The 18,709-nt window shown below is 70.1% G+C and carries 16 protein-coding genes; 8 read left to right on the top strand and 8 right to left on the bottom strand.

Features of this window, described 5'->3' with window-relative positions:
* Positions 1 to 32 precede the first annotated feature (32 nt).
* The 5 genes from QM619_RS12135 to QM619_RS12115 all read right to left on the bottom strand — a co-directional run bounded on the left by QM619_RS12135 (position 33) and on the right by QM619_RS12115 (position 7,123).
* The gene (locus tag QM619_RS12135) at positions 33 to 1,070 is read right to left on the bottom strand and encodes a pyridoxal-phosphate dependent enzyme (protein ID WP_415108831.1); all 1,038 of its coding nucleotides are present in this window, start codon (positions 1,068 to 1,070) and stop codon (positions 33 to 35) included.
* Complete coding sequence (locus QM619_RS12130; RefSeq protein WP_415108828.1) at positions 1,067 to 1,870, bottom strand: Rossmann-like domain-containing protein; 804 nt, start codon at positions 1,868 to 1,870, stop codon at positions 1,067 to 1,069. Before QM619_RS12130 ends, QM619_RS12135 begins: the two co-directional genes overlap by 4 nt.
* Complete coding sequence (locus tag QM619_RS12125) at positions 1,867 to 3,135, bottom strand: ATP-grasp domain-containing protein (protein ID WP_415108825.1); 1,269 nt, start codon at positions 3,133 to 3,135, stop codon at positions 1,867 to 1,869. Before QM619_RS12125 ends, QM619_RS12130 begins: the two co-directional genes overlap by 4 nt.
* Before the next feature lie 107 nt (positions 3,136 to 3,242).
* Positions 3,243 to 6,629: a pyruvate carboxylase gene (locus QM619_RS12120; RefSeq protein ID WP_415108823.1), complete on the bottom strand. Its 3,387-nt coding sequence runs from the start codon at positions 6,627 to 6,629 to the stop codon at positions 3,243 to 3,245.
* A gap of 59 nt (positions 6,630 to 6,688) precedes the next feature.
* Positions 6,689 to 7,123 carry a hypothetical protein gene (locus QM619_RS12115; RefSeq protein WP_415108820.1) on the bottom strand — a complete coding sequence of 145 codons (435 nt, stop codon included), beginning with the start codon at positions 7,121 to 7,123 and terminating at the stop codon, positions 6,689 to 6,691.
* 107 nt (positions 7,124 to 7,230) lie between these two features.
* Between QM619_RS12115 and QM619_RS12110 the strand changes: the two genes are divergently transcribed.
* The 3 genes from QM619_RS12110 to QM619_RS12100 all read left to right on the top strand — a co-directional run bounded on the left by QM619_RS12110 (position 7,231) and on the right by QM619_RS12100 (position 8,758).
* The gene (locus tag QM619_RS12110) at positions 7,231 to 7,584 is read left to right on the top strand and encodes a type II toxin-antitoxin system RelE/ParE family toxin (RefSeq protein WP_415108817.1); all 354 of its coding nucleotides are present in this window, start codon (positions 7,231 to 7,233) and stop codon (positions 7,582 to 7,584) included.
* Complete coding sequence (locus tag QM619_RS12105; protein ID WP_415108814.1) at positions 7,581 to 7,886, top strand: helix-turn-helix domain-containing protein; 306 nt, start codon at positions 7,581 to 7,583, stop codon at positions 7,884 to 7,886. The genes QM619_RS12110 and QM619_RS12105 overlap by 4 nt, the downstream gene beginning before the upstream one ends.
* Before the next feature lie 74 nt (positions 7,887 to 7,960).
* Positions 7,961 to 8,758 (top strand): phosphatase PAP2 family protein, encoded by a 798-nt coding sequence (locus QM619_RS12100; protein ID WP_415108811.1) that lies wholly within the window; start codon positions 7,961 to 7,963, stop codon positions 8,756 to 8,758.
* Here QM619_RS12100 and QM619_RS12095 read toward each other — a convergent pair.
* A complete protein-coding gene (locus tag QM619_RS12095) occupies positions 8,745 to 9,578 on the bottom strand; it encodes a patatin-like phospholipase family protein (RefSeq protein WP_415108808.1) in 834 nt (277 codons plus the stop codon). The genes QM619_RS12100 and QM619_RS12095 overlap by 14 nt on opposite strands.
* Entirely contained in the window at positions 9,556 to 10,626 is a 1,071-nt protein-coding gene (locus tag QM619_RS12090; RefSeq protein WP_415108806.1) for a hypothetical protein, read from the bottom strand. The genes QM619_RS12095 and QM619_RS12090 overlap by 23 nt, the downstream gene beginning before the upstream one ends.
* Before the next feature lie 99 nt (positions 10,627 to 10,725).
* Between QM619_RS12090 and QM619_RS12085 the strand changes: the two genes are divergently transcribed.
* The 3 genes from QM619_RS12085 to QM619_RS12075 are packed head-to-tail and all read left to right on the top strand — an operon-like array spanning position 10,726 to position 14,796.
* Positions 10,726 to 14,181 carry a DUF2126 domain-containing protein gene (locus QM619_RS12085; RefSeq protein ID WP_415108803.1) on the top strand — a complete coding sequence of 1,152 codons (3,456 nt, stop codon included), beginning with the start codon at positions 10,726 to 10,728 and terminating at the stop codon, positions 14,179 to 14,181.
* A 28-nt stretch (positions 14,182 to 14,209) separates the two neighbouring features.
* Complete coding sequence (locus tag QM619_RS12080; RefSeq protein WP_415108800.1) at positions 14,210 to 14,461, top strand: hypothetical protein; 252 nt, start codon at positions 14,210 to 14,212, stop codon at positions 14,459 to 14,461.
* The gene (locus tag QM619_RS12075) at positions 14,458 to 14,796 is read left to right on the top strand and encodes a type II toxin-antitoxin system PemK/MazF family toxin (RefSeq protein ID WP_415108797.1); all 339 of its coding nucleotides are present in this window, start codon (positions 14,458 to 14,460) and stop codon (positions 14,794 to 14,796) included. The genes QM619_RS12080 and QM619_RS12075 overlap by 4 nt, the downstream gene beginning before the upstream one ends.
* 13 nt (positions 14,797 to 14,809) lie before the next feature.
* On the opposite strand, the gene QM619_RS12070 is transcribed toward QM619_RS12075, so the two are convergent.
* Positions 14,810 to 15,076 carry a hypothetical protein gene (locus QM619_RS12070; protein WP_415108794.1) on the bottom strand — a complete coding sequence of 89 codons (267 nt, stop codon included), beginning with the start codon at positions 15,074 to 15,076 and terminating at the stop codon, positions 14,810 to 14,812.
* A 183-nt stretch (positions 15,077 to 15,259) separates the two neighbouring features.
* Here QM619_RS12070 and QM619_RS12065 point away from each other — a divergent pair, with 183 nt between their 5' ends.
* Positions 15,260 to 17,770 carry a circularly permuted type 2 ATP-grasp protein gene (locus QM619_RS12065; RefSeq protein ID WP_415108791.1) on the top strand — a complete coding sequence of 837 codons (2,511 nt, stop codon included), beginning with the start codon at positions 15,260 to 15,262 and terminating at the stop codon, positions 17,768 to 17,770.
* Positions 17,763 to 18,707 carry a transglutaminase family protein gene (locus QM619_RS12060; protein WP_415108788.1) on the top strand — a complete coding sequence of 315 codons (945 nt, stop codon included), beginning with the start codon at positions 17,763 to 17,765 and terminating at the stop codon, positions 18,705 to 18,707. The genes QM619_RS12065 and QM619_RS12060 overlap by 8 nt, the downstream gene beginning before the upstream one ends.
* The last annotated feature ends 2 nt before the right edge of the window (positions 18,708 to 18,709 follow it).

Genomic DNA, 18,709 nt, shown 5'->3' with positions numbered 1-18,709 from the left:
CTGGCCGAAGCCGCCGATCGGGTTGGCGAGTCTCATCCGGCGACCTTCAACGGATCCGATACCCGCACGCAGCGCGACCAGGTGGTGGCCTCGACATGATGCGGATCGCAGATCTCCACCGGTGTCCGCGTCGCGGGACCGAGCAGGCCTCGAGCGCGGCACCAGTCATCGTCGTAGATCGTGCCGAGATACCGGTGAGGTCCGTCGGGGAGCACCACCACCACGCGTGCGCCGGGCTCGACCCTGGCCTGCCAGGCCGCGACCAGCGCTGCTGCGCCGGTGCTCCAACCACCTGCGATCTGCGCGGCACCGGCAAGAAGGCGGCAGGTGGCCACGGCGTCCCGCGGGCTCACCCAATGGACTTCATGGAATTGGTCGTAGGCCACATTGCGCGGGTAGATGCTGCTGCCCAGTCCCCGCATCAGGCGAGGGCGCGCGGGCTGGCCGAAGATCGTCGACCCCAACGAGTCGACGCCGACGAGCCGGACGTCCGGCCAGTGCCGCCTTATCCCGCTCAAGATGCCCGCGCTGTGGCCGCCGGTGCCGACGCTGCAGATGAGGACGTCGGCCGGCGGCAGCTGCGCGATGAGTTCGTCGGCGAGCGACTGGTACCCGCGGCTGTTGTCGGGGTTGTTGTACTGGTCCGGCCAGTATGCGCCCGGGTTGTCGCGCAGCAGGCGCCGGATCCGTTTCAGGCGCGCCTCCTGCCAGCCGCCGACCGGGTCCGGAGAGGTGACGACCTCGAGCGTCGCGCCGTGAGCGGCGAGCAGCCCCCGCATGGACCACTCCAGCTCGTCGTCGACGACCAGCGTGAGGGGGTGCCCGAACGCACTCGCGGCCAACGACAGCCCCAGGCCGAGAGAGCCGCTGGTGGATTCGACCACCAGCGCCCCCGGTTGGAGCTCACCGCGCCGGCGGGCTCCGGCGAGCATCGCGACGGCGGCGCGCGCCTTCATTCCGCCGACGCTCACCGCCTCGAGCTTGGCCCAGAAGCCGGGGTGCGGCAGCGGCAGGTCGGAATCGATCCACGCGACCGGCGATCCGCCGACGAGATCCAGCAGCGAGTTCATCTCGTGCTCCGATGCAGGGTGATGCGGCTGTCGTTCCCGTCCAGCCAGAAGAACGGGTAGGGCTCGGCAGAGACGGCGCTGACCCCCTGGCCGAGCAGATGCGGAAAGATGCCGGAGCCCGTCTGGGCGAAGACGACGAGCGGGCTGCCGGTGCTGCGGGCGTGCTTCAGGAGAGCGTCGAAGGTGCCGTTGGCCAGGGTCATTCCGGATACCAGCAGCGCATCTGCCTGCGCGAGTGCGGCATCGGTCTCGCGGAGGATCTCTTCGCCCCACTGGGTGTGCCCGCCCTTGAGGTCACAGGGTAGATAGGCGTATCCGCGTTCTCGCAGTTCGGCGAGCAGGGAGTTGACGACTCCCACCACGGCGACGCAGGTGGTGTCACCGGGTGCGGGTAGGAGATCGACGACCAGCCTGGCGCGCGCTCTCGACTTCTCGACCGATGTGCCGGCCGGCACGACGGCGGATGTTCCGGCGAGCGGACGGGCGTGCTGGGTCACGGCGTCGAGCGCCGCGACCCGCACTGCCTGCACCGGGTGCCGGATGAGCTCCCGCACGGTGCGGCCGACACACGCGAACACGGCATCGTCCACCAGCTGGCCGGGTTCGACCGCGGCGGAGCCGACGCTCGACTCGATGCGCAGGCTGAGCACCTCGTTGCGATAGCGCTGGTGCCGTCCGGTGTGTTGCGCCCCTTGGCGCGTCACCCAGGCGACCGTCACGATCAACTCCGATTCGGGCCCGTTCGACGCCCAGTCGACCAATTCCTCGGCGAAGGCGCTGACTCGTGGGGCGGTGATCATGCCGTGCGTTCAGACGGGTCGGCCTCGATGACGATGTCGAGGTCTGCGACCAACCCCTCGGCGAGGGAGCGAGCCCCTCGGCCTTCCGGGTCGACGACCATGACCCGGCCCAGGTAGCAGTTGTTGTCCCGTGGCGCCGAGGCGCGGGCGCCGGGCTCGGGCACGACGTACTCCACCACCTCGCCGCCCCTGAGCCTGTCGACACCGGTCACGGCGACGACCGTGCCTGCCTTCGAGGGCAGCAGCATGTGGACGGCGGCGGATCCGAGGCCGGTGTCTCGGTGGCGCAGGTCAGGCTCGTCGCCTGCCGCGAGCTGGGCATGGACGCACGCGAGGTCGATGCCGGTGACCCGCCGGATGAGTTCGGAGATCCGGTTTCCGGCCGGGCGAGGGTTCAGCTCGACGATTCGCGGGCCGTGGGGGGTGAGCTTGACCTCCAGATGCGAGATGCAGTCGGTGAGGCCGACTGCGGCGACGGCGGCCCGGGCCAGGTCTGCAAGCTCGCCGGCGGTCTCGTCGTCGAGTGCGGCGGGAAACATATGCCCCGTCTCCACGAAGCAGTCGTCACCGACGATGCTCTTGTCGGTCGCCCCGATGACATGTGTGGCGCCGCCCACCGTGACCGACTCGACGCTCACTTCGGGCCCGGTCAGGAACTCCTCGATCAGCACCACGGGACTGCGCAGCTGCTGTCGGGAGTTGTGCGTCGCGGCGGCAAGCTGTTCGTATGCCGCTCGTAGCCCGGCCTCGTCATCGACCCGCCGAACGAGCATCCCGCCGCACAGGTCGGTGGGCTTGATGACGACCGGATACCCGATCTCCTCCGCCGCGGCGCGCGCGGCCGGCCAGTCTCGCGCCGCCCTGATCTGCGGCCCTGGAATGCCTGCCGCGGCGAACGCGGCGCGAGAGCGGTCCTTGTTCAGGCAGGTGGCGATCGCCTCCGGTCGGGGCCCAGGAAGTCCGTAGCGCTCGGCGATCCTGGCCACAGTCGTCAAGTAGTAGTCGCAGGACGTGATCGCGCCATCGAACGGGATCAGGTCGCGGGCCCGGTCCAGCCACGGCCACAGGGCGTCGATGTCGTTGGTCTCGGCGGTCAGCACATTGCGTGCCGCGAGCAGAGGGTGCGGCGTCTGCCGGCTCTGCCGCAGATAGTGGTGCAGATCTCGGGTGAGGAACGAGAACTGATGACCGGTTTCGTGGATCGCCCGCGGCAGCAGCGCGCTCATCGCGGCCACCCAACTCTCGACCATCAGCAGATGACTCATGCGTTAAGCATAACGAGAATCATTCTCGTGTCTACTTCGCGAGCCGCACCCTCAGCGACCTCGAAGTCGAGCCTGGCGCCCGTGCCATCGGACGGGCGCTACCGCGATCAGCCGATCACCACGAGCAAGTCGCCACCTTCGACGGCCTGCGCCGGACCGATCGCGAGCCGCTGCACTGTGCCGCCGACCGGCGCGGTGATCGCTGCCTCCATCTTCATCGCCTCGATGGTCGCCACGGGCTGGCCGGCTTCGACGGTGTCTCCGACGGCGATGGTCAGCGTGACCACGCCCGAGAACGGCGCCGCCACATGCCCTGGGTTGTTGGGGTCGGCGCGTTCGGCGGTGACCAGCTCGGACTTCGCCGACTGGTCGCGTACCGACACCATCCGGATCTGGCCGTTGATGGTGCAGACCACCTGGCGGAAGCCGCGGGCGTCCGGTTCGCCGATCGCCTCGAGGCCGAGCAGCAGCTTCTTGCCGCGTTCCAACTCGACCTCGTGCTCCTGCTGGACGGCCAGGCCGTGCAGGAACTCGCGGGTGGAGAGCACCGACAGCTCGGAGAACTCATCGACGGCGTCCTCGTAGTCGCGGGTCGGGCCGGGGAACAGCAGCCGGTTCAGGGTGCGCCGCGGTTCGCGCTCCAGCGCCTCGGCGTCCGCCTCAGAGAGCTCGGTCTCGACCGGTTTCGCGGTGCGTCCGGCCAGCGCCTTGGTGCGGAACGGCTCCGGCCAGCCGCCGGGCGGGTCGCCGAGGTCGCCGTTGAGGAAGCCGATCACCGAGTCCGGAATGTCGTACTTCTCGGGGTTGGCTTCGAAGTCGTCCGGGTCGGCGTTGGCTCCGACCAGGGCCAGCGCCAGGTCGCCGACCACCTTGGACGACGGGGTGACCTTGACGATGTTGCCGAGGATGCGGTTCGCGGCGGCGTACACGTTCTCGACCGCCTCGAACCGGTGCCCCAGGCCGAGCGCGATCGCCTGCTGGCGCAGGTTCGACAGCTGACCGCCGGGGATCTCGTGGGTGTAGACCCGTCCGGTCGGGCCGGGCAGGCCGGACTCGAACGGGGCGTAGAGCAACCGGACCGCCTCGAAGTACGGCTCCAGGTCGGTCACCGCCTGCAGCGACAGCCCGGTGGCCCGCTCGGTGTCGTCGGTGGCCGCCACCAGCGCCGACATCGACACCTGCGAGGTGGTGCCCGCCCAGGCCGCGCAGGCGACGTCCACGGCGTCCACCCCGGCGTCGATCGCGGCCAGCAGGGTGGCCAGCTGACCGCCTGCGGTGTCGTGGGTGTGCAGGTGCACCGGCAGGTCGAACCGCTCCCGCAGCGCCCGCACCAGCTTCGCGGCGGCCGGCGCCCGGAGCAGGCCGGCCATGTCCTTGACCGCCAGAATGTGCGCGCCAGCCTCGACCAGCTGCTCGGCGAACCGCAGGTAGTAGTCGAGGGTGTAGAGGGTCTCGCCGGGCGAGGTCATATTGCCCGTGTAGCAGATCGCCGCCTCGGCGACGCCGTGGTCGGTCTCGCGCACCGCCTCGATCGCCGGCCGGATCTGGTCGATGTTGTTCAGCGCGTCGAAGATGCGGAAGATGTCGCACCCCGTCCGGGCCGCCTCGGCCACAAAGGCGCTGGTCACCCTGAGCGGGTACGGGGTGTAGCCGACGGTGTTCTTGCCGCGCAGCAGCATCTGCTGCGGGATGTTCGGCATCGCCTCGGCGAACTTCGCCAGCCGCTCCCAGGGATCCTCTTTGAGGAAGCGAAGGGTCACGTCGTAGGTGGCGCCGCCCCACGATTCCATCGAGAACAGCTGCGGCAGCATCCGGGCGACGTGCGGCGCGACATGCAGCAGGTCACGGGTCCGCACCCGGGTCGCCAGCAGGCTCTGGTGCGCATCCCGGAAGGTGGTGTCGGTGACCGCAACCGCCGTCCGGTCGCGCAGCGCCTGGGCGAACCGCTCCGGACCCTCGTCGAGGAGCAGCTGCTTCGACCCGGCCGCCGGCGGTGTCTGCAGTTCCTGCTTGGTCAGCGCCGGCAGCTTGTCGCGGGCGATCAGCGTGGTGCGGCATTCGCCGTTCGGCTTGTTGACCGCGATGCCGGCCAGGTAGCTGAGCAGCTTGGTACCCCGGTCGGCCGGGATGCGCTGGGTGAGCAGGTACGGCCGCTCATCGATGAAGGACGTGGTGGCGCGTCCGGCCAGGAAGTCGGGGTCGGAGATGACCGCTTCGAGGAACCCTATGTTGGTGGAGATGCCGCGGATCCGGAACTCGTTCAGCGCCCGGTTGGCTCGCCGGGCGGCCGTGACCAGATCGCGTCCGCGGCAGGTGAGCTTCACCAGCATCGAGTCGAAGTGGGCGCCCACCTCGGAGCCGCCGAACACCACCCCGCCGTCCAGCCGGACGCCGGCGCCGCCGGGGCTACGGTAGACCGAGATCCGTCCGGTGTCGGGACGGAAGCCGTTGGCCGGGTCCTCGGTGGTCACCCGGCACTGCAACGCCTGGCCGCGCACCTGGATCTCGTCCTGCCGCAGCCCCAGATCGTCCAGGGATTCGCCGGCGGCGATCCGCAGTTGCGAGGAGACCAGGTCGACGTCGGTGACCTCTTCGGTGACGGTGTGCTCGACCTGGATCCGCGGGTTCATCTCGATGAACACGTAGCGGCCGTCGGCGCCGAGCAGGAACTCGACGGTGCCGGCGTTGATGTAGCCGATGTGCCGGGCGAATTTCACCGCGTCGGCGCAGATCGCGTCCCGCAGCGCCGGGTCGAGGTTGGGTGCTGGGGCGAGTTCGACGACCTTCTGGTGCCGGCGTTGCACCGAGCAGTCCCGCTCGAACAGGTGGATCACGCTGCCCTGCGTGTCGGCGAGGATCTGCACCTCAATGTGCCGCGGGCTGATCACCGCCTCTTCCAGGTACATCCGGGCGTCGCCGAAGGCCGCCTTGGCCTCGCGCATCGCCTCGACCAGGGCCGGCTCGAGGTTGGCCCGGTCGTCCACCCGGCGCATGCCGCGTCCGCCACCACCGGAGACCGCCTTGACGAAGACCGGGTAGCCGATCTCGTCGGCGGCGGCCAGCAGGGTCGGGATGTCCTCCGAGGCGTCCGCACCGCGCAACGTCGGCAGCCCCGCCTCGCGTGCGGCGGCGATGGCTTTGGCCTTGTCCCCGGTCAGTTCGAGGATTCGTGGGGCCGGCCCGATGAAGGTGATGCCGTTGTCGGCACAGGCTTGGGAGAAGCCCGCGTTCTCGCTGAGGAAGCCGTAACCGGGATAGATGGCGTCGGCGCCCGCGTCCAATGCGGCGGCGATGATGCCGTCGACGTCCAGGTAGGCCCGCACCGGATGCCCGACCTCGCCGATCTGGTAGCTCTCGTCGGCCTTCAGCCGGTACTCGGCGAGCCGGTCCTCGTAGGGGAAGACGGCGACGGTGCCGATGCCGAGCTCGGTAGCGGCGCGGAAGGCCCGGACGGCGATCTCACCCCGGTTGGCAACCAGAATCTTGCGGAACATCGCGTCTCCTCACCTCGTTGTCGGACGCCGGCGACGGTCGCCCAGCGACGCTGCCGGAGTCACGACCGTCTGCCGCACAGCCTGACACACAACCCCCGCGACACGGAACGAAACCGATTCAGCGACGGACGCCGTCCCCGCGGTCGCGCAACAACCGTGCGGTCAGGGCATGAATCCCGACCATGGACGCCGTAACCCAGCAGCGCCGCCTGGAAGAGCCGGGATCGCCCCTGCGTGCTGGTGCCGCGCCTGCCGAGCGTCCAGATCAGCAGGCCCATCATGGCGATGGAGACCTGGGCGTGACGTTCGGAGAAACCGTCCCGCAGCCATGGCGGCAGCGGGAACGGCACCCGCCGGCTCAGCTCGTCGGCGTTGGCACGCGACCAGGAGCCCATGGTGATCAGCTCCTCGATGTCGTTGATCAACCACGACCAGAACAGACCCTCGGTGACCAGGTCGCGACGCGTCGGCGTCCGAATCTCCCGCTTCCGCATCCATGGCAACTCCCTGTCTTCGGTGGCGGTCCCAGTCTGTGGCACCCCACCTTGCCGCAGGGCGACAACTCTTGGCTGATAGAAGTCGTGGGTTGTAGACTAGCGCTGTGTCCTGGGAGATCTTGATCGGCGACCAGGTCGGCGCTTGGCTCGATGAGACAGATCAAGGCACCTACGAGCAGGTCGTGGCCGCGACCCGTGTCCTTGCGCAAGACGGCCCACACCTCGGGCGTCCCCTGGTCGACACGGTTACGTCCTCCCGACACAGGAACATGAAGGAACTCCGGCCCGGATCGACAGGACATAGCGAAGTGCGAATCTTGTTCGCATTCGATCCGGCCCGCCGTGCGATCCTCCTTCTGGCCGGCGACAAGGCCGGCAACTGGCAAAAGTGGTACCGGCGCAATATCCCACTGGCCGACGACCTTTTCGATGAGCATCTGAAAGGACTGAGACGATGACCCGAACCCTCGCCGAACAGCTCGCTCGCCGCCCCGTTGACGAGCAGCGGGTCGAGCAGATCGCTGACCAGATGCGCAAGCAGGTGCGTGCCGCTCGTCTGCGGGAACTGCGCGATCAGCAGCAGGTGACCCAGAAGGAACTCGCCAATCAACTTCACGTATCGCAGAACCGGGTCTCTCAGATCGAGAACGGTCAGGTCGACAAGGCGCAGGTCGACACTCTTCGGCGCTACGTGGAGGCCCTCGGCGGAACCCTCACTCTCGAAGCATCGTTCGGCGACACTCACTACCTGATCGGCTGATCCCGCATCGGTCGTCCAGACCACCGACCCAAGGGGTGCGGTGAGCCGCCGAGGGACCCTGCCAGACTTGGTCGATGCTCCTGGAACCGTCGGAGTCCGAACGCAGCATCGGCGACCGTGACCTGACCGCGTGGCGCAGTCCGGCTGGCCGCTGGCTGTGGCGGACGTTCGACGCGCTGGTGCGGCGGCTGCGCAACGCCGATCTGGCCGCCCTGGTGCTGCTCGGGATCGCCGGGGCGCTCACGGTCGGAGCGACCTGGGTGGCCGGCGAGATCTACGAGGCGGTGGTGGCCGGGGACAGCGTCGCCGGCCTGGACCGTCCGATGCTGAACTGGATGGTGAGCGTCCGGACGCCGGAACTGAACGCCGTGATCGCCACCTTCAGCGCCTCCGGCGGGCAGTTGTGGATGTCGGTGATCACCGGCCTCGCGGTCACCCTGCTCTGCCTGCGCTGGCAACGATGGACGCCGCTGGTGCTGATGGTGATCGCCGTCACCGGCTCACTGGCGATGACGGTGACCGGCAAGCGGCTCACCGACCGGGCCCGTCCGCCGCTGACCGAGTCGATTCCGCCGCCGGAGACCTCGGCGTCCTTCCCGTCCGGGCATGCACTGAACTCGATCGTGATCGCCGGCATGTTCTGCTATCTGCTGGTCTCGCACCTGTCCGCCGCGGCGGCACGGGCGGCGACGGTCACCCTGACCGTGCTCTACGTGCTGGCGATGGGAACCTCGCGGGTCTATCTGGGCCACCACTGGCTGACCGATGTGCTGGCCGCCTGGTGCCTGGGCGTCGCCTGGTTGACCGTGGTGATCACCTGTCACCGGCTCTGGCTGACCCAGCATCGCAGCCATTCGCTCAGCGCGAGATAGCCCACAACGCAGCCACCGCTTCGGACGCCGCCCGCCCGGCCCGCCGGCCACGCTCGCGTGCTGCGGCCAGCCCGGCCGGCGACATCGCGTCGAGGTCGGGGTGCTCGTCGGCGATCAGGACGACCTGGGCGCCTGCGGCGCGCAACCGGGCCGCCTGATGACCGGGTCGCCGGACGGCGCGTGTCGACCGACCCTGCGGCGCCAGGATCAACACCCGATCGCAACCGGCCGCCACGTCGGCATTCGCCGGCGACCGCAGCCCGCCGTCCAGGAAGGTCCGGTCTTCGATCCGCACCGCAGGCAGGACGCCGGGCATCGCGCAACTGGCGGCGACCGCGCTGCGCAGTTCGACCGCCGAACGCGGCGTGAAGTAGGCCGGACGCCCCGAGTCGGCGTCCACCGCGACCACGATCAGCGCCGCCGGCCAATCCGTGCCGCCGACCGCCCGGCCGACCAGATCGACGAACGCCTGCTCGCTGACGGTGGTGCGGGCTCGCCGGGCGAACCGTCCCAGCCAGAGCAGGGCGTGCCGACGGCTGGGCCACAGCTGTGCGGCCACCAATCGCGCCGCCACAGCCGGGGAGATCCGCGCGCCGGACAGTTCGTCCGCGACATCCTCCAGTCCGCCGGTCACCCCGCTCAACAACCGGGCGGCCATCACGGCACCCGCCGAGGTGCCGATCACCCGATCCGCGCTGCCCACCACGTCCGGGAGTTCGTCCAGCACGCCGCGCAGCCAGGCCAATCCGGTGAGCCCGCCCCCGCCCAGGACGACCGCCCGGTCGAGCGGGTGCGGGTCAGGAGACCCGTTGCCAGACAACCGGCTGCTTGGCGTTGGTCACCGACACCAGATACCGGACGTCGACAGCGGGTAGGGTCTGGTCGACGTTGTACTTCTCGCCGTTCTGGGTGAGCGTGCAGCGGAACCGGAACTCCAGCGTGGCGGCGCCGCGGACATTGGTCGGGTCGGCGACATCGAGGGTGTAGACCGCGTCCTTCCAAGGATCGCCGATCAGGTCCCATTTGATCGACTTGGTGTCGATCTTCTGGCCCTTCGCGATCGCGACACTGTTCGGGCAGTCCGCGGGGGTGGGGCTCTTCGTGGCCAGGCAGCGCTTCAACGCGGCGGCGGCCGAACGGTCGGCCCGCTTCTCGCCGGCGGCGGTCAGCACCGGCTGGAGGCCGGCCGGAACGTCCTCGCCGACGGTGGTGACGACGACACGGGCGCCCTCCAGGTCGATCTCGGGCACCTTCTCACCGAACACGTAGACGCCCGGGAACACCTCCAGATGCTCCGGATTGGTCAGCGGCAGACCGTTCAGAGTGGCGGTCAGCGCCTTCGGCAGCGCGCCGGGATCGATGGTCGAGGTGAGCTGGGCAAGGCGCCACCCGTTCTCGGTACGGGTGAGCGAGAAAGTGATCGTGGCCGACGTCTCACCGAACCGCACCTCGGCCGGCACCGTCGCGGTCTCGCCACCGTCCACCTCGGGCACGTTCACCACGGCCAGCTTGCCCTCGTGGTGGGACGCCTCGAGCATCGTCCGGGTGAGCAGCGTGGTGTCGGCGGGGCGGTTCAGCGCGTACTCCAGGGCCCGGTCCGCGTCGGCCGCGACCAGGGCGTCGAGGTACCCGGCGACGGCCTGCTGCGGTGTCGCCGAGGGCACCGTGGAGGCGTTCGGCTGGGGCCGCATCAGCCAGGCGATGCCGGCGATCAGGCCGGCGACCACGACGAAGACCAGCGCCACGATCCACCGGGTGCGCGGACGGGCCGGCGCGGCTGCAGGACGCCGCGCAGCCGCCGTGCCGTCATCGTCGGGGGTGTCCGGCCCAGCCTCATCGGGGGTGTCTTCGGGTGCCTGAGAAGTCACCCGCTCAGATTACCGGTGCCACCGCGGTCGCGTTTCAGTGACGTTTCGGTGCCCCGCAGTGGGTGACCAGGCTCGTAGCCGGCCAGTACATTCACGCAGGTGACCATCCGGGTAGCTCTCGAACACCGCACCACCTACACCTTCGCCGAGCCGGTGAAAGTGTTCCCGCACACCGTCCGGCTGCGTCCGGCGCCCCACTCGCGGACGCCGATCGCTGCCTATTCGCTGACCGTGTCGCCGCGCAACCACTTCATCAACTGGCAGCAGGACCCGTTCGGCAACTACCTGGCCCGGCTGGTCTTCCCCGAGCCGGTCAAGGAGCTCGACATCTGCGTCGACCTCGTCGCCGACATGACGGTGATCAACCCGTTCGACTTCTTCCTCGAGGAGTACGCCGAGCGCTACCCGTTCGCCTATCCGGACGCCCTGCGCGCCGATCTGGAGCCCTACCTGCGCCGGGTGGACGAAGTGGGCGACGGCGGTCCCGGTCCGCTGGTGAGGCAGTGGGTGCAGCAGCACATCACCGACCGCTATGCCGGGCTGAGCGGCGACGACCGGCCGCGGATGGTGGACTTCCTGGTCGCGGTGAACACCGCGCTGCAGGCCGACATCGCCTACACCGTCCGGATGGAGCCGGGCGTGCAGACCCCGGACACCACGCTGGCCAAGGCGCTCGGCTCGTGCCGCGACTCGGCCTGGCTGCTGGTCTCGATCCTGCGCGAGGCCGGCCTGGCGGCACGCTTCGTCTCCGGCTACCTGGTCCAGCTGACCTCCGATGTGGAGGCGCTGGACGGGCCGTCCGGACCGACTGAGGACTTCACCGACCTGCACGCCTGGGCCGAGGTTTTCGTGCCGGGCGCCGGCTGGATCGGCCTCGACCCGACGTCCGGGCTGTTCGCCGGCGAGGGGCATATCCCCTTGTCGGCAACGCCGCACCCGTCCTCGGCGGCGCCGATCACCGGGGCCACCGCGCCGGTCGAGGTGATCATGGCGTTCTCGAACACGGTCCGCCGGGTGCACGAGGATCCACGGGTCACCAAGCCGTACTCCGACGCTCAGTGGGCGGCCGCGGACGCCCTCGGCGAGCGGGTCGACGAGCTGCTGGCCGCTGGCGACGTCCGGCTCACCATGGGCGGCGAGCCCACCTTCGTCTCCGCGGACGACACCGCCACCCCGCAGTGGGAGGGTGCCGCCGACGGACCGGAGAAGCGGGCGCTGGCCCAGCGGCTGGCGGCCCGGTTGGAGCAGCGCTGGGCGGCTGGCGGCGTCGTCCATCATGGCCAGGGCAAGTGGTACCCGGGCGAGGACCTGCCGCGCTGGAACATCGCCATCACCTGGCGCACCGACGGCATCCCGATCTGGGAGGACCGCTCGCTGTTGGCCAATCCGTGGGACGAGCCGTGCGTCGAACCGGGCTCGGTGGAGGCGCAGACCGCCGCCCGCGACCTGGCCGCCTACATCGCCGGTGGGCTGGGCATTCCTGGCACCCACGTCATGCCGGCCTACGAGGACGCGTTGAACGATCTGCTGGTCGAGGCGCAGCGTCCGTTCGGCGACGAGCGTCCGGCGACCGACCTCGACCCCGACGATCCGGCGCTGGCCGATGCCGAGGCGCGCGCGGCCAAAGTCGCCGAACTGGACGGAAACCCCGGTCGCCCGCGGGGCTGGGTGGTGCCGGTGTTCCGGCTGACCGACGAAGGCCGGTGGGGTACCGCGCAATGGCGTCCGCGCCGGCGGCACCTGTTCCTCACCCCCGGCACCTCGCCGATGGGGTTGCGTCTGCCGCTGTCGTCGCTGAGCTGGCACGAACCGCCCGACGAACCCGAGCGGTCCCCGTTCGAGATGACCGGACTGCTGCCGCTGATCGTGGAGGGCGAACCCCCCGAGGCGGTCGTCCAGGACATCGCCGATTCGCCGCGCACCGCGCTGTGCGTCGAGGAGCGCGACGGCCGGCTGTGCGTCTTCCTGCCGCCGCTGACCAAGCTGGAGGACGCCCTCGAGCTGCTCAGCGTGGTCGAGACCGCGGCGTCCGCGGTGGAGCTGCCGGTGGTGCTGGAGGGCTATCCGCTGCCCTTCGACCTGCGCACCAAGACGTTGTCGGTCACCCCCGACCCGGGCGTGATCGAGGTGAACACCCAGCCGACCAGCAGCTGGGCCGAGCAGCGCGACCTCACCCTCTCGCTCTACGAGGACGCTCGGCAGACCCGGCTGGCCACCGAGAAATTCGACCTGGACGGCACCCACACCGGCACCGGCGGCGGCAACCACTTCACCCTCGGCGGGGCGACCCCGGCCGATTCGCCGCTGTTGCGCCGGCCCGATCTGCTGCGTTCGCTGATCACCTACTGGCAGCATCATCCGGCCTTGTCGTACGTGTTCTCCGGACGGTTCATCGGCCCCACCTCGCAGGCCCCGCGGTTCGACGAGGGCCGCTTCGAGACCCTGTACGAGATGGAGATCGCGTTCGCCGAACTCGACCGGGTGACCGCGGACGCGGAGAAATTCGCGCCGCCGTGGGGCGGTCCGGCGCTGCCCTGGAACACCGACCGACTGCTGCGGCACCTGCTCACCGACCTGACCGGCAACACCCACCGCGCGGAGTTCTGCATCGACAAGCTGTACTCGCCCGATTCGCAGCGCGGACGCCTCGGCCTGCTGGAGCTGCGCGGCTTCGAGATGCCGCCGCACGCCCGGATGGCGCTGGTGCAGGCGCTGCTGGTGCGCTGCCTGGTCGCGATGTTCTGGGCTCGGCCCTACCGGGGCCGGCTGATCCGCTGGGGCACCCGGCTGCACGACCGGTTCCTGCTGCCGGCGTTCGCGGCGTCCGATCTGCGCGAGGTGGTCGCCGACGTCAACGAGTGGCTGACCGAGGCCGCGCCCGGCGTCCGGTTCGACCCGGCCTGGCTGGACCCGTTCCTGGAGTTCCGCTTCCCGCGGCTCGGCGAGACCCGGATCTCCGGCGTCCATCTGGAGCTGCGGCAGGCCATCGAGCCCTGGCACGTGCTCGGCGAGGAAGCCACCGGCACGGGCACCGCCCGCTACGTGGATTCGTCGGTCGAGCGGGTGCAGTTGGCGGCGTCCGGGCTGGTCGAGGGACGCCACGTGGTCACCTGCAACGGCGTCCCGGTGCCGCTCACCCCGATCGCCAACGGCGGCTGGGGCACCGCGCTGGGCGGCGACGACGAACCGTCCACGGTCGGCATGTTCGCCGGCGGCGTCCGGTACCGGGCCTGGGCGCCCTGGTCGGCGCTGCACCCGACGATGGGGGTGCATTCGCCGCTGGTCTTCGACCTGGTCGACACCTGGAACGACCGCTCACTAGGCGGTTTCACCTACCACGTGGTGCATCCTGGCGGCCGCAACTACGACACCTACCCGGTGAATGCGGTCGAGGCCGAATCGCGCCGGGCTGCCCGGTTCGAACCCCAAGGCCACACCGGCGGACCGATCGACACCGCATCCTGGCCGGCCGTCGAAACCCTCGCCGGCCCGATGGGCACCGAATACCCCTGCACCCTCGACCTACGCCGCTACTCCCCGGGAAAGCTGCCGTAGCGGTAACCCGGAAGGGTACCCTATGGGTATGACTGACGTGGCCACCATCAAGGTTCCCCGAGTGGTCCGTGACCGTGTTCGCGATGCCGCACGGGCGGCGCACTTGACCCAGGGCCAGCTCATCGAGGAAATGCTGGAACAGCGCCGCAAGGCTGAATTCTGGGCTGCGCTTGAGGCCGAGACTCCTGACCAGGAGTATCTGGACGAGCTCGCCGAGGCTGACACAGCATTCACCGGCGACGCCGAGGAGTCCATCGCCCGGTTCGAGGCGGGCCAGTGACCCAGGCGATCGCCCGCGGCGACGTCGTCTGGGCGAACATGGACCCGACCATCGGCCGCGAGCAGGCGAAGCACCGGCCCTGGCTGGTGTTGTCCGAACCAGCGCTTCACCGCGCCCGCGGCCTGCTCATCGCGGTGCCGCTGACACACACCGACCGCGGCTGGTCGACGCACGTGAAGCTCACCTCGAGCGACTCGACCGTCACCGTGGCGATGTGCGAACAGGTCAAGTCCATGTCGATCAACCGCGTCACCCGTGTCGACCGCGCACCCTTCCCGCGGGGCCAGGTCGATCAGGTTCACCAGGTCCTCGCGCTGCTCACCGGCGGCCGGTAGCACACCTGACTCCTTACGGGATGATCCCGTCATCCCACGGCCCGAACGGGTTGATCACCACCAGTCCGGACGCCTCGAACGGGGCACGGTCACGGGTGGCGATCGCGAAACCGTGGGCGGCGGCGATTCCGGCGATATAGCCGTCGGTGGCGGCGATCGCGTCGCCACGAGCGCGGGCGTCGGCGCGCAGCGTCGCGTAGGCCGCGCTGGCGGCCTCGTCGAAGGCCACGATGCGCCCCTCGAAAGCCGGGACGACCTCGCCCTCGATCCGTTCACGCAATCGGTCCCGGTGCCGTCCTGCCGCCCTCCGACAACGCCTGCGCAAGGGCACATCGCCTGCGGAGGAACGCAGGCGATGTGCCATACCGCAGGCGACCTGGTCCGACAGCCGGGCCGATGACCAGGCAGCCGCCACGGATTGGCGCTGTCTCGAACCCCGTCGTCCGCCCCCTATGGTGATTCCATGTCCGCGGCCGTTTCGATCGAGTCGGGCGTGCTCGACGACTACCGAGCACGCCTCACCTCCGACGCCGTCGATGAGCTGGCCACCCCGACCGGTCTGCGCGGCGACCAGGCGGCACTCGGCGCGGCCGTCGACGCGATGGGGATGGCCGGCCTGCTGGCGGCGCGAGCCGAGGCCCGCAATTTCGCCGCCGACGAGGGCATCACCTACGGCACCGGCACGCCGGGCGGACGCCGTTGGGCGATCGATCCGATCCCGGTGCTGCTCGGTGCCGCCGAATGGCAGGAGTTGGAACGCGGCCTGGATCAGCGGGCACGGCTGCTCGATCTAGTGCTGTCCGACCTGTACGGCGAGCGCACCCTGTTGCGCCGGCGGGTGATCCCACCGGAGTTGATCCTCGCCCACGACGGCTACGTGCGGCAGACCGCCGGCATCGCCGCGCCAGGCCCGCGGCAGCTGGTGGTAGCGGCGACCGATCTGGGCCGCGACCCACAGGGACGCTGGACGGTGATCTCCGACCGCACACAGGCGCCGTCCGGCCCCGGCTACGCGATGGCGACCCGCCGGATCATCTCCCAGGTGATGGCCGGGCTGCACCGTTCGGTGCCGCTGGCCCGGCTGCGCGGGTTCTTTCAGACGTTCACCGCCGCCCTGCAGGACGCGTCCCCGTCGGCCACCGAGCCGCCACGGGTGGTGCTGCTCACCCCCGGCCCCAACAGCGAGACCGCCTTCGAGCAGGCCTACCTGGCCACCCTGTTGGGCTTCCCGCTGGTCGAGGCCGACGATCTGGTGATGCACCAGGGCCGGGTCTGGCTGCAGGCCGGTGACCGCCTGGAGCAGGTCGACGTCGTGTTGCGCCGGGTGGACGCCGCCTTCGCCGATCCGCTGGAGCTGCGCGGCGACTCCCAGCTCGGCGTCCCCGGCCTGATCGAGGCGACCCGGACCCGGACGGTCGCGGTGGTCAACCCGATCGGCGCCGGCGTCCTGGAGAATCCGGGGCTGGTCGCGCACCTGCCGGACGTCGCCCGCGTCCTGCTCGACGAGGATCTGCTGCTGCCGTCGCCGACCACCTGGTGGTGTGGCCGCGGCGCGGATCGTTCGCACGTGCTGGCCAATCTGGACGCCCTGGTGATCAAGCCGATCTCACGGGCGACCGGCCCGCTGCGCTACGGCTGGCAGCTCACCGCCCAGGAGCGCGGCGAGCTGGCCGACCGGATCGCCGCCGAGCCCTGGGCCTGGTGCGCCCAGGAGCCGCTGCAGCTGTCCACCGCCCCGGTGGTCACCCACGACGGCCTGGAGCCGCGCCGGTTCGTGCTGCGCACCTTCGGGGTCGCCCACGACAACGGCTACCGGTTCCTGCCCGGCGGTCTGGGCCGGGTCGCGGGCCAGGTCAGCGAGCACACTGTGTCGAACTACGCCGGCGCGCTCGCCAAGGACGTCTGGGTGATCTCCGCGGACGCCGAGCAGGCCGCGCCGGCCGTCCGCGACCGCGCCCTCGGCGCCCCGCCAGTGACCCGGACCGCCGGCCTGACCCCACGGGTCTCCGACAACCTGTTCTGGATGGGCCGCTACGCCGAACGCGCCGAGGGCACCGCGCGGCTGCTGAAGGTCGTCGACGACTTCGCCGAGGACAACTCCAGCCAGGTCGGAACGCCGGGCGCGCTCGCCACCGGCGTCCTGCTGCACGCGGTGGCGCGGGTCACCTCGACGCCGACCATCGGCTCCAGCGAACCCTCGCTCGACTACCTGCGCCGGGTCGTCCTGGACGACTCGCGCGCGGGCACCGTCCGGCATTGCGCGAACCGACTGATCGGTGCCGCGCAGCATGTCCGCGACCTGCTCAGCGTCGACACCTGGGCGGTGCTGGGCCGGCTGCAGAAGACTCTGGACGATCCCCCGGACGACGATGACCAGCTGCAGCCGCTGCTGGCCGACGTGCTCGAATCGCTGCTGGCGCTGGCCGGGATCATGGCGCAGAGCATGGTCCGCGACGAGTCCTGGGCGTTCCTGGACGCCGGCTGCCGGATGGAGCGGGCCCAGCTGACGCTGGCGCTGCTGGGCAGTGCGTTGACCGAGCCGCGCGACCGCGGCGTGCTGGATCTGGTGGTGGAAGGCGTGCTGCGGGCCGGCGAGTCGATCATCACCCATCGCCGGCGGGCCGCGGCCGGGACCGGTACGGCATTGCCGCTGGAGTCGGCGATCGACCTGCTGCTGCTCGACCGGAGGAACCCGCGCTCGGTGCTGTACCAGGCCGAATCGCTGGTCGCCGACCTGACCCTGCTGGGCGACGAGGCGTCGGTGGCGAAGACGTTGGCGATCGTGCAGACGCTGCGCACGGTCGAGCCGGCCGATTCGATGGACGCCGCCGCGCTCGCCGAACGGCTGGCCGGGCTGGAGCAGGACTTCCGGCGGCTGTCCGACGACCTCGCCGCGCTGCACTTCTCCCGGCAGGCGCCGCGGCGTCCGCAGACTTCCGGTTGGGCGAGCCCGTGGCAGGTGGCCGATGACTGAGCAGACGACCGACGTGCAGGCACGTCCCGACCACTACGCGCCGCGGCGCTACCGCGTCCGGCACTCGACGATCTACACATACGACGACGACGTCCAGGCCTGCTACGAGCGCGGCTTTCTGCGTCCGCTGGAGACCTGGTCGCAGCAGGTGGTGTCGAACGAGGTGGAGGTCTCGCCGCACCCCGACGTGGTCGGCGAACACGTCGATCACTTCGGCAATCACAGCTACTACGTGGAGGTGCGCACCCCGCACCGCGAGCTGGTGGTCGCCAAGACGGCCTTCGTCGACGTCGCCTGGCCGCGTCCGAGCATGGGGTCGCTGAACGCGTTCACGGTCGCTGACGCCGCCGCGCGGGTGGCGCAGGAGGCCGATCCGGTGGAGCACGCCGAGTACCTGCTGCCGTCCGATCTGGTCGACCTGGGGCCCGATGTCCGCAGCTATGCCGAGAGCATTCTGTGGCCGGACCGTCCGCTCGGCGAGGCGCTGGTGGGGCTCTACTCGACCATCTATCGCGACTTCAGCTACGAGCTGGGCGCCACCTCGGTGCGGACGACGCTGCCCGAGTTGCTGAAGCTGCGCAAGGGGGTCTGTCAGGATTTCGCGCACCTGGCGGTGGGCTGCTTGCGGTCGGTCGGGCTGCCCGCCCGGTACGTGTCGGGCTATGTAGAGACCTCGCCGCCGCCGGGTCAGCCGAAATTGGAGGGGTCGGACGCCTCACACGCCTGGACGTCGGTTCTGGTGCCGGGCGGCGAGTGGATCGACCTCGACCCGACCAATGACCATTTCGCCGATTCTCGCTACATCGTCACCGCCTGGGGCCGGGATTTCCGTGACGTCTCCCCATTGAAGGGCGTGGTGTTCACCGAGGCGAAGAAGTCGACGCTGGAAGTGAAGGTGGACGTGTTCCGGGTGAATCCGGACGGCTCGCTGAGCTGACA

The sequence above is a fragment of the Micropruina sp. genome (genome assembly GCF_047606665.1).
In the GTDB taxonomy this organism is placed as follows: Bacteria; Actinomycetota; Actinomycetes; order Propionibacteriales; family Propionibacteriaceae; genus Micropruina.
The sequence above is the reverse complement of the archived record's forward strand: the minus strand, read 5'-3'. Positions and strand labels throughout refer to the sequence as shown.